The organism is Acaryochloris sp. IP29b_bin.137 (genome assembly GCF_028285745.1).
Lineage (GTDB): Bacteria > Cyanobacteriota > Cyanobacteriia > Thermosynechococcales > Thermosynechococcaceae > Acaryochloris.
In genome coordinates this window covers 1-10,387 of record NZ_JANQOP010000289.1, presented here as the reverse complement: position 1 = coordinate 10,387, position 10,387 = coordinate 1, and the positions used below count along the sequence as shown (strand labels likewise).

At 47.5% G+C, this 10,387-nt stretch carries 8 protein-coding genes, 1 tRNA gene and 1 pseudogene; 5 read left to right on the top strand and 5 right to left on the bottom strand.

All coding sequences use genetic code 11. From position 1 onward, the window contains the following. Positions 1-6: 6 nt before the first annotated feature. From Q0991_RS20320 to Q0991_RS20310, 3 genes are all read right to left on the bottom strand, one after another. Positions 7-79, bottom strand: a tRNA-Phe gene (locus tag Q0991_RS20320). Positions 80-232: 153 nt separating this feature from the next. After that, complete coding sequence (gene ctpC / locus Q0991_RS20315) at positions 233-1,522, bottom strand: carboxyl-terminal processing protease CtpC (protein WP_299491969.1); 1,290 nt, start codon at positions 1,520-1,522, stop codon at positions 233-235. 132 nt (positions 1,523-1,654) lie between these two features. Further along, positions 1,655-3,403 (bottom strand): hypothetical protein, encoded by a 1,749-nt coding sequence (locus Q0991_RS20310; RefSeq protein WP_299491967.1) that lies wholly within the window; start codon positions 3,401-3,403, stop codon positions 1,655-1,657. A 312-nt stretch (positions 3,404-3,715) separates the two neighbouring features. Here Q0991_RS20310 and hslO point away from each other — a divergent pair, with 312 nt between their 5' ends. Then, the gene (gene hslO, locus Q0991_RS20305; RefSeq protein ID WP_299491965.1) at positions 3,716-4,615 is read left to right on the top strand and encodes an Hsp33 family molecular chaperone HslO; all 900 of its coding nucleotides are present in this window, start codon (positions 3,716-3,718) and stop codon (positions 4,613-4,615) included. 52 nt (positions 4,616-4,667) lie between these two features. Here hslO and Q0991_RS20300 read toward each other — a convergent pair whose 3' ends face one another. Further along, positions 4,668-6,617, bottom strand: a complete 1,950-nt coding sequence (locus Q0991_RS20300; RefSeq protein ID WP_299491963.1) for a vanadium-dependent haloperoxidase — start codon at positions 6,615-6,617, stop codon at positions 4,668-4,670. A 327-nt stretch (positions 6,618-6,944) separates the two neighbouring features. Between Q0991_RS20300 and Q0991_RS20295 the strand changes: the two genes are divergently transcribed. The 3 genes from Q0991_RS20295 to Q0991_RS20285 all read left to right on the top strand — a co-directional run bounded on the left by Q0991_RS20295 (position 6,945) and on the right by Q0991_RS20285 (position 9,610). Continuing rightward, positions 6,945-8,135 (top strand): hypothetical protein, encoded by a 1,191-nt coding sequence (locus Q0991_RS20295; protein WP_299491961.1) that lies wholly within the window; start codon positions 6,945-6,947, stop codon positions 8,133-8,135. A 170-nt stretch (positions 8,136-8,305) separates the two neighbouring features. Continuing rightward, a complete protein-coding gene (locus tag Q0991_RS20290; protein WP_299491959.1) occupies positions 8,306-8,662 on the top strand; it encodes a Rieske (2Fe-2S) protein in 357 nt (118 codons plus the stop codon). 288 nt (positions 8,663-8,950) lie between these two features. Beyond that, positions 8,951-9,610 carry a VTT domain-containing protein gene (locus tag Q0991_RS20285; protein WP_299491957.1) on the top strand — a complete coding sequence of 220 codons (660 nt, stop codon included), beginning with the start codon at positions 8,951-8,953 and terminating at the stop codon, positions 9,608-9,610. A 23-nt stretch (positions 9,611-9,633) separates the two neighbouring features. Here the strand turns inward: Q0991_RS20285 and Q0991_RS20280 are convergent. Beyond that, positions 9,634-9,806 (bottom strand): annotated as a pseudogene (locus Q0991_RS20280) (DDE-type integrase/transposase/recombinase); the annotation flags it as partial. A gap of 254 nt (positions 9,807-10,060) precedes the next feature. On the opposite strand from Q0991_RS20280, the gene Q0991_RS20275 reads away from it, so the two are divergent. Further along, positions 10,061-10,222, top strand: a complete 162-nt coding sequence (locus Q0991_RS20275; protein WP_299491956.1) for a hypothetical protein — start codon at positions 10,061-10,063, stop codon at positions 10,220-10,222. The last annotated feature ends 165 nt before the right edge of the window (positions 10,223-10,387 follow it).

Below are 10,387 nucleotides of genomic sequence, written 5' to 3'. Positions count from 1 at the left end.
AAAAAATGCCAGGAGCCAGAATTGAACTGGCGACACGAGGATTTTCAGTCCTCTGCTCTACCGACTGAGCTATCCCGGCGCGGTCTTGACCTTTGCTATCGTAGCGAACTTGCTGGCACTTGGCAACCACAAGCTGCCCTCAATTTATTCCTAGATTTATTCCTAGACGAATTTACATCTGGGAAGAATTTATCTCTGGGTGGGTTGATCACAGGAGAAACCAGGCAATAGCCTATTGAGAAGAAGACTGGAGATTTCCATTGCTGTTGGCTAATATTTGCTCATTCAGAACCGATAGGGCTTTAGCATATTGAGGGTCGGCTAAGGTGCCAATTTTGTCGCGATCTTGAGAGAGGGCTTCCCGCTGGTCATCCGTTAGTTTCACTTCAATATCAGGCTCAATACCTTTCTTGTTGATATCACGACCGTTGGGGGTAAAGTATTTCGCAACGGTGACGGCTAAACCTGACCCATCTTCTAGGGGATGGACCGACTGCACCAATCCTTTACCAAAGGTTTTAGTGCCAATCAGCACAGCTCGGTTATTATCTTGTAGCGCACCCGCCAAAATTTCACTGGCACTGGCTGAACCCCCATCGACCAGAATCACTAGGGGTTTATCCGTCAGGAGATTTTTGCCGGAAGTGAGTTGATCTTCTCCGCCCTTACGGTCAACCGTGGAAACAATGGTGCCTTTCCCCATCCACATCCGGGCAATCTCGGCACTGGAGTAAAGTAATCCACCCGGATTGGAGCGGAGATCTAGGATAAAACCCGCAACATTGCGTTTTTTCAGGGCTTGAATGGCTTCGCGCATTTCGGCGGACGCATTGTTGCTAAATTGGTTAAGCCGAATATAGCCAACCCCACCTGCAGCGTTATTTTTATAGGTATAGCGAACGGGGTGAATTTCGATGCGGGCTCGCTTAATCTTAAAACTGAGCTTTTCTTGATCACGCAGAACCGTGAGAGTCACTTCAGTATTCACGGGTCCCCGTATCAAACTGACGACACCGTTAATATCCATGCCTTTGGTGCTTTGGTCATCAACCTGAATAATCACGTCTTTAGATAAAAGCCCAGCCTCAGCCGCTGGGCTTCCTTCAATAGGGGAAATAACGGTGATTTCTTCGGTCTCTTCATCCTGGGTAATTTGGATGCCCACGCCCGTCAATTCGCCGGAGGTGTCAATTTGCATGCTCTTGAACTGTTCTGGATCCATAAAGCGAGTGTAGGGATCCTCAAGCTTATCCAGCATCTCTCGAACAGCTTTATAGGCGTCTTCCCGAGAGGTGTAGTTTCGATTTAGATATTGGTTGCGAATGGCTCGCCAATCGTTGCCGTTAAAGGTGGCATCAACATAATCATGGTTGATAACCTGCCAAACCTCGTCCACGACCTCTTTCGGACTTTCTTTAAACACGGCCCAACTGGATTGCCAGAGGTTGGCACCAATCACCACAACCCCTGCTCCAACTAGGGCGGTTGTTCCCAATATTAGTCCATCTTTTGAAGTCGCCATAAGCCTAACCCAATTGGTTTCGTGAGGCACTATCTCTTTTCTATTACAGCATAGAGACAGTGAGGTACGCCCACTCTAGCACAAGCATCCCGTAGACTACATGAGTTGGAGATGAGTTTGCGGAGCATGCCCTTATTCCTGCTGCTGCCAAGCTTGAATTTGGCGCTGAGCCGACGCATACACTCGACTGCTGCTAGGAATCTTCTGGGCGATCGCAATTGCCGCGTCTCGATCCGCCAGCGCCTGTCCCTGAGCCATGTCGAGCAGTTGCTCCGACCAGCTATCAATCGAGGCTTTGGCCTGAAACTGGGCAGGCGACTCTGGGGCCACTTGACTGGCCTGGGCAATCGCTTCTGCTAAGGCTTTAGGGGTTCCCTGGCTGGCAATGGTTTCCGCACTCTTGAGCAGTTGATTCGGGCGTTGATTCGAGTCATTGGCAGGCACCGTTCGTAGGGGCTCATTCAACGGAGTGAAGTCTGGTGGTTGCAGTTGATATTGCCAATCTGAGATACGCAGTTGGGCCTCATCGTATAGAGTCCGTCCGGGCTGAATCTTTTGTGCTTCCTGAATGGCTCGCTGAAGCGCGGTCGGTCCTCCCTGGAGGGCCAGTTGATCCGCTCGATCAAGGATGGGTTGATCTTCCCGTAGCTGGATTTGATATTGCCACTGATCAATATCTTTTTGGGCTTCTTGCCAGCGGTCACTCTCAGACGAAATCTGCTGGGCTTGGGAAACCGCGATGGCGAGATCATTGATATCCCCTGTTTGAGCTTGGATCTGAGCCGTTTGCAGCAGCTGTATATTCGTGATTTCCCTCTGCCAATGGGCGATCAGGGTTTGGGCTTTGCCATAAAGGGGACTGTTAATATCGAGTTTATTGGCCTGATTGATCGCTTCTTCTAAGTTAACCACCGTGCCGTTCCAGGCAGAAGCACTGGCCTGGGCCAGTTTCATAAAATCCTGAGCTTGCGTCCAAACGGGCGTATCCTGGGGGATGAGTTGAAGGGCATCCATGGTGGCGTGATAACTGCGCCGCTCTAAAGAATTTTCTGCAATGGTCATTAATCGACGGGCAATGGTGTTTTGGGCTTTTCTGGCGGAGCGATGATACACACTATCGGCAATCAGCTCTTGGATCAATCCTAAGGATTCTGAGAGATTATCCAATCCCCCCCGCCGCATTAGCCGTTTGGCTTTGACTAATTTGCGCTCATCTTTTTGGGCCACAATGATCTTTTGGGTCAGGGAGTCATATTGGGTGCCAGACCAGTAGCGATTATCGACCTGAACCAGTTTGATCATGATGCCGTACGCTTTCCGCCATTCTTCATTGTTTAGGGCGGCCTCAGCGCGATTGTAGATATCCTCTCCTTCTGCCCAGACCTGCTGCCATTCCTCGACGCGCGCTTTCACCAGTTGATAGGCCGTCGTTTGGGCGGGAATTCGTTTGGCAAATTCAATAGCCCGGTCCAGCTTGCCGGCATGAAAGGCTTTTTCAGCGAGGTCCAAGGCTTGGGTCGACCATTGCTCAATTAAAGGATTGATCGCAGGCCGCAACGGGTGATTTGGATCAAGGGTATCCACGAGGGCGATCGCAGCAAACAAATCCTCCAACGTCTGCCCGCTAGCTTTTTCTTGGGCACAGTAGATCCGCAAAGACCCGGAGGCAAAGGGCCAAAACACTTGCGCACAATTTGGTTTTGCTGGCTGGTGCAAGAGAAGGCGATAGGAGCCAAATCCCACCCCTCCCGATAGTGCGATCGCAACCATGCCCCAGATGGGCCAGTATTTTAGAAATCTAAATCGGCGGGCACCGCGATAAATCACAGCTTCAGAGCTGATGGCGGCAGTAACAAAGTTGGTCTTTGAATCAGTCGTCATCCTGATACTTATAAGACTAAGGTCTGCAATACCCCACAACACAGATCACATTGCGATCCTACAACTTTGTTAAGGATGATGTCCAAACAAGGCCTATTCACAAAACGACTCGCTCTAGATAATATTCCCGAATCAAGAAAAAAGAATCTATTTCTCTACACCCGGTATTGAGTTCTCCCATGTTAACCAATGTAAATCTCATCGGAGGTAATTTTGGAAACATCCCTCGCCCAGGTCTTTTGTTCCCGAGGCTTCCCCCGAAGTCCATTGCAGTACAATTAAAAAGATTTGTTAAGAGCCGGTAGAGAGTCTATGGCCGACCAACTGATTCGAGCCACAGCTGCTGACGATGGTATCCGAGCAGTGGGTGTGATCACCACTCGTTTAACCGAAGAAGCAAGGCAACGCCATCGCCTTTCCTATGTCGCCACCGCAGCATTAGGGCGTACGATGTCTGCTGGGCTATTGTTGGCCTCCAGTATGAAACAAGCAGAAGCAAGGATTAATCTGCGCATTCGGGGTGATGGTCCACTGCAAGGCATTCTAGTGGATGCAGGCTTAGACGGAACCGTTCGGGGGTATGTTACCAATCCAGGCGTAGAGCTCCCCCCGAATGCGAAGGGTAAGCTGGATGTAGGAGGGGCCGTAGGCAAAGGATTTCTCTATGTAGTTCGGGATATGGGATATGGCTATCCCTATTCCAGCACCGTTGAGTTAGTCTCGGGTGAAATTGGTGAAGATGTCACTCATTATCTGGTCACCTCAGAGCAAACCCCCTCTGCTTTGGCGTTGGGCGTTTTTGTTGGGGCTCAGGGGGTGACTGCGGCTGGGGGACTGTTAATCCAAGTGCTCCCCAAAGCCGCCCAAGACCCAGCTCTAGTCGAGCTGCTAGAATCGCGGCTGTCCCACTTGCAGGGATTTACGCCTTTGCTCCAGGCAGGCCAAACCCTGCCTGATATTTTTGCGGACCTGCTTGGGGATATGGGGCTCAAAATCTTTCCCCAAACTCAGATGGTGCAATTTCAGTGCCGCTGCTCCATTGAGCGGGTGTTAGGAGCTTTAAAAATGCTGGGGAAAGATGAGCTACAAGACATGATCGAAAAAGATAATGGGGCAGAAGCCACCTGCGACTTTTGCGGTGAAGTGTATCAGGTCACCAGTGATCAGTTGGGCCAGTTGATTGATGATTTAAAAACCGAAGCAGGAGTCTAAGGATAAACTCCTGCCTGGCTTTAATCTAGCGGTGGAATTTCATTCCCTCTTCCTAGATCTGAACGCTCCCTCCGTCATAGAGGGGAACCGTCATGGTGAAATTTTCCCCATAGGTTAGCTTTTGCTCTTCTAAAATACCGATGGCAATCTGCTCTCCCAGGCGCAGGGATTCGATGTAATCGGTAAAGTAATGGACGCCAGCCCAATCCCGGCCAATGGAAATATTGGCAGCGATCTTATTCAATTCACCCTCCACAGTGAGCGGACAATCTAGCAGAACTTTTTGGAGTCCACTGCCATCTTTGTTCGGCTCGTAGGAGACGTATTTCACTTCCTTGCCCATTTTGACTGTACCCAAGTCAAGCTGCCAACCGTGGTCAAAGAACGCTTTGAGCATAGTGACACAAGCTCCAGCTACGGTTGCATGGCCTGCACCATAACTGGGGTGCATGGGAGATCCTTCTGGGAAAGCCATAGGCAAGAAGTAGTTATCTCCTGCGCTGGAAGGATCATTTTTCCGGTCATCATGATTATTCTGCTCTTTGTTGTGAGCTGCCACTTTATCCAAGAGATGAACATTATCCAGAGCCTTAACCAATGAAGCAACCGGTTTGAGTTCATCAGTAGCGCCAACCTCATGCTTATATCGATCAACCAAACCACCCAGGGCTTCAGGACGCAAACGACGATGAACATTGAACTTTTGAAAACGAACAGCTTTTAATCCTCGGGTTGCGGCTTCGCAGACTAAGGTTAAGATTTGCGGTCCGCCAAAATGAGCGAATCCTTGCTGCTTGTCTTCTACATCAGGTTTTTGGAAAGGAATACCGGGGTCGAATGGAGCCTTCATACCCAGCAAAATCAAGCAAGCGTTTAAGTATGCTTCATAAAGCGCATCATAGTGAACATAGGTAGCCAAATCACGGGGCGTTGTTATCACTCGATAAGCTGGAAATTCACGGCAAATCCCTTCTTGTGGGCCAACATAAGTTTCCAACTCCCTTAAGTCCGCTCCATTCTGTACATCTAACCAAGTTTCAAAGTTGGTCATGTAATCTTTGCAGGGAGTAGCATTTCTGACTCGCTGATCAATTCGTATTGCACCATATCCAATATGGCCAGCTTCTTGCCCAAATACTCCACCTCCTAACGCATTATTGCCAATCAGTAGGAACTGGGATAGATAGGGGCCGACATCATCTCCAGGGGCAATACCACGAAAGATATTTTGTCGAGTTACGAGTGGTCGCTGACGAGCCCTCTCATCATCTGTGAGGTCGCAACAATTAGCAGAGAACCAATTTTGGCCGTCAATCTGGACAGTATTGAGAACATCTATGGCTTCATAAATAGAAAGCTGGGTTGGACAAGATTCGCAGGCATTCACTTGATCTCCCAGGCCAGGATCTCTTAATTGAGAGAAATGAATATCCCGAAGCAGTGCTTGAGAATAAACTTCCGCGATTTCTGCGGCAAGCTCTGAACTGTCTAATCTTGGAGCAGGGGGCATTGTTACTGCCTGGGCATCAGGACCTTCTAAGTCAAAAACTAGACCAGCACCAGCACTTTCCCAGGCTCTTAGTTTTGCCCCTGCACTCTTACCAGTTTTTTTATCTTTTTCAGCCTCTTGAGCAATTTTAGACTTCCAGAATAATGAACGGTGGTTATCATCACAATCAATCTTTTGTTTGCTCAAACAACCATGAACTTTAGGTAATTCGGCAGGACCTAATGGTGTTCGAGCAAAATCAGTCGTGTCTCCAGATTGAATGCCTAAGACGAACTGGTCATAGTCGGCGGAATTGAGTAATAAGCCTGTATGTTCGTCGTGAGGCAACCCCTTAGTGAAGTTAGCAATGTGGCTAGGCTCGTTGCCGTCTTTTTTAGGGCGGCGATATTCGTATTCCTCTTTATTATTAATATGCTGTGGATGAGGCCGATTAGCAGCTAATTCAGCGGCATTATTGCGGATATTTTGGGCTTGTTGTCGCCTAGTATTCATAGTTGAATGCTCCGTTAATTCAGGTAACGCTGGGTCTGAGTCAACACAAAAAACAAGAAATGTTTTTCTCTAAATAACGAGAAAGAATTAATTTTGGCTAGATTTAAGCATCAAGACCGTCATAGAACTATCGGTAGTCAATAATACTTTTACGCAAAGAATAATTTGCTCTATTTCTACTTGAATTCAGTTTTATCCTCTGGCTATTTACAGAGTTCTGCTGTGACTCCAATCAGATCCATTTGTGAGTCGGTAGACAACAAAGCTGTGATTGTTAGCACAGGCACTACCTGGGGAATACTAACGCCAGCGTTGATACCAATACCTATGCCCTTTACTGACGGTTTTCAGCCTTCCGAATCCATCGCTCATTTAAGAGAATCTGCCGCTGGTGGATCGGTAGAGGCGATGACCCAACTTCTCAATCAAACCTTGGCCCATAAACAAATTGAGGCTGAAATTTTGTTGGAAGAAGGGGAGTTGCATGTGTATTTACAAGGGATTCGAACACCAGAAGAGCAGAGTGCAGTGATGTTATGCTGTCGCGAAATTGCTCAATGGCTTTTACCTGGGGTGCACACTCTATGGATATCTGGACAAGAGATCGGCGCTCGCGAGTCTTCTTGGTGTTGGCAATTGAGTTTGACCACAACAGAACAAATGCCAACGGTGCGTCAAGCGGCGAATGGAGAACTGTGGCGACGACCCCAGTTGGAGAAGGCGGGGTGGGAACAAACGGATGGGACGATCGATGGATGGGAGCCTCAAACAATTGATCAAGCCGGATGGACCGCGATCGCAACAGGTATCGGTTTAGCCTTGCTTATTTTGGCCTCTCCCCAAGTAACCTTTCTCTTGAGTCCCTTGATCACGCTTGTTCATGAATTAGGCCATACCCTAACCAGCTGGATCTTTGGGTACCCCGCCATTCCTGCGTTTGATTTTATGCATGGGGGCGGTATGACCTTCAACGTTGGACGTATACCATTCTTAATGGGGTTGGTTTACGGTGGGTTTGGATATTTGTTCTATATATATTGGCAAAACTATCTGACGGCGCGGGTGTTATTGGGGAGTGCGATCGCATATACCCTTTGCGCATTGACAGGCATCCACAAATTCCTGATGGTGTCGATGGGACATGGGTTTGAACTGATTTTTGCTGGGATATTTATGGCGCGGGCAATTAGTGGGTATGCCTGCCGTTATTCCATTGAGCGCCCGCTATATGGCATGCTGGCAGCTTATGTGACCTTCTTTGACCTTCAATTTAGCTGGCAGCTTATTTTTGATCAAGCCTCCCGCGCGATCTATCGACAAGGCAAAGGAGGCGTGATCGATCACGATCTTGTGCGGATGGCTCGGGATATGCTGAAGGTTGATTTGAGCCTGACTGCAGCTGGAATGCTGCTGGCAACGCTGCTGACTCCTCTAGTGGTATGGGGAATGTACCGATATTGGCGATGGATTGTTTACAGTATCCATCGATTATTTTGGGTGAGAATCGCCCGTTCTTGAAGTCTCACTGCAGATGTAGGAATAGGGATGAACGATTTCTATTGATTTTTATGGCGGTCAAGACGTCCCTCTCCCCTAAGCCAGGATAATCAAGTCAGAGCTAAAAAATCATGTGAACTTAAGGCTGGGTTATTCCATAGACATTTGCGATTTAATCTTGGGAGGCTGCTATGAGTTGGGTCAAAGTGTTGGCAGAACGTGAACTCGACCCGGGTGATCGTCAGGTCGTTAAGGTGGAGAAGGAAAAGATTCTCCTGGTGAATCACGGCGGAACTATCTGTGCAGTCAAGAATGCCTGCCCGCATTTAAAGGCTCCGCTGAATAAGGGAAAAATTACCCCAGATGGTGCAATTGTCTGTCCGCTCCATCGGAGTGCCTTTGACCTGGGCACTGGAGCACCCAAGTCATGGATTCCCTGGCCGCCAGGAATTGGGAAACTCCTGGCAGCGATTTCTCAGGAAAAATCTCTACAGGTTTATCCCACCCGTGTAGAAGAAGGAGATATTTGGGTGGAAGTGACTGAATAAATCTGCCATTCTAAAGATTGAGTTTTTAAATTTCCGGTGGTGAGGTGAGACTATTTCACTTCTAGACAAAACCTTGCAGCCCAGGGGGCACAAGGTTCTAGTTCCGATAAGAATTTCTCCAGGAGAACGAATTGCGAGAAATGTGCAGTGAGAATGAAATACACTCATCCTCACTTTTTAATGCCTGTAGTAAAGAAGTAGAGGACCTCCGACCAAGCTGGGTCAAGAATATTAAGTAATAATTAAGCGAACTGTTTTAGACTATTGGCAATCTCAACCTTCACTGCCATGGCTAAAACACTACGCAAGCTGATCAAATTTGTCTTCATTATGGGACTAGTGGTGGGCTTAATCTGGCTCATCCACCAATATGGTGTAGAGACAATCCGGGAAAACGTCAAATATATGGGCATATGGGCTCCCGTGGGTATCTTTGCACTGCGGTTTATCAGTGTCGTGATTCCAGCCTTACCCAGTACCGCATGGTCGTTATTGGCAGGAGGTGTTCTAGGGAACTTCTGGATAGCCTTAATTACAGTTGTCTTGGCTGATGTAGTCGCTTGTAGTCTGGGATTCTATCTCGCGAAGCGATTTGGTCGGAACTTAGTCGAGAAACTGGTGGGGACTCGATTTATGGACAAGGTCGATAAGGTCAGTCAACGACATTTGGAAAGTAATTTTTTCCTGTTGGTGGGTTTTTTAATGACAGGGTTGTTTGATTTTGTCAGCTACGGTGCTGGCTTAACCACCACCAAGTGGGTACAGTTTGTCCCTGCACTCCTGATTGGTGTTCTGATCTCCAATACACCTGTCGTCGCCATTGGTGCAAATATGTTTGCTGATGGCTATGCTCGATGGTTGATCGTGCTTGCAATTCTGGGAATTTTCTCCTTGGCTATCTTGACAGGATGGCTACAACGCCGAAATAACGATACTGCCAGGGGATAGCTTTTAGGTGTTTGTGTCACAAATAATGCTTCCTGTTCCTGTAATTGCTCAACTGCAGAGGGCTGGATGGTCATCCACATTGATCACTCGAGGTTCATGGGTATAAACAATGCAGTGCTTTGGTCAGAAAGCGCTTTGCAGCCTTGGCATCCTGCTTAGCCAGCAAGAAGCCGAGGGTGTTGTCCTCTGAGTCAACGGTTCAAGAAGGTCATTAGTCAGTACCCTTTTTTTACAACACAACTAATCTATGAAAAGCAGACAGAATTTACCTAAGGGTAGGTAGTCAGCCTGTAAGATTGGCGGCGATCCATCAATTCTCACCACTCAGGCCTGACACGAAATCCATGAAAATCGCGTAACATTTTAAAGAATTGCAGATAAATAAATAGCTAATAAATATATTTTTTATTTATTAGCAAAGTATTCAAATAAATTTCAAGGATGAAAGTTATGGAATTAGAACTATTTACTGAGCTGACGTCACAGGAACAAGAAACTATCAATGGGGGCCAACAAGAAGCTTTTGCATCCGAATCTCAGACAGAAGAAGCTAATTATCGTCCTATTCAAATAAAGCCCTGGTACTGTTTTTATACAGGATGCCAAGAGTGAATGAATAAACCAGTGTCTTGAGATCAACCAAATTTTCAGCACATCTGGTCAACCATCCTCCACTAACAGGGTTGTTTCAAATTTCTGGGAGAGAATCTGGAACCAAGATGATTGTGTGATTAGATTTTCCATAGCGCTTTTGCTCCTTGCGGACTTTCAGTGCTT

Bases quoted from the DNA above. Each gene is read 5' to 3' on its own strand.
- ctpC (WP_299491969.1), bottom strand. From the start codon at position 1,522: ATGGCGACTTCAAAAGATGGACTAATATTGGGAACAACCGCCCTAGTT.
- Q0991_RS20310 (WP_299491967.1), bottom strand. From the start codon at position 3,403: ATGACGACTGATTCAAAGACCAACTTTGTTACTGCCGCCATCAGCTCT.
- hslO (WP_299491965.1), top strand. From the start codon at position 3,716: ATGGCCGACCAACTGATTCGAGCCACAGCTGCTGACGATGGTATCCGA.
- Q0991_RS20300 (WP_299491963.1), bottom strand. From the start codon at position 6,617: ATGAATACTAGGCGACAACAAGCCCAAAATATCCGCAATAATGCCGCT.
- Q0991_RS20295 (WP_299491961.1), top strand. From the start codon at position 6,945: ATGCCCTTTACTGACGGTTTTCAGCCTTCCGAATCCATCGCTCATTTA.
- Q0991_RS20290 (WP_299491959.1), top strand. From the start codon at position 8,306: ATGAGTTGGGTCAAAGTGTTGGCAGAACGTGAACTCGACCCGGGTGAT.
- Q0991_RS20285 (WP_299491957.1), top strand. From the start codon at position 8,951: ATGGCTAAAACACTACGCAAGCTGATCAAATTTGTCTTCATTATGGGA.
- Q0991_RS20275 (WP_299491956.1), top strand. From the start codon at position 10,061: ATGGAATTAGAACTATTTACTGAGCTGACGTCACAGGAACAAGAAACT.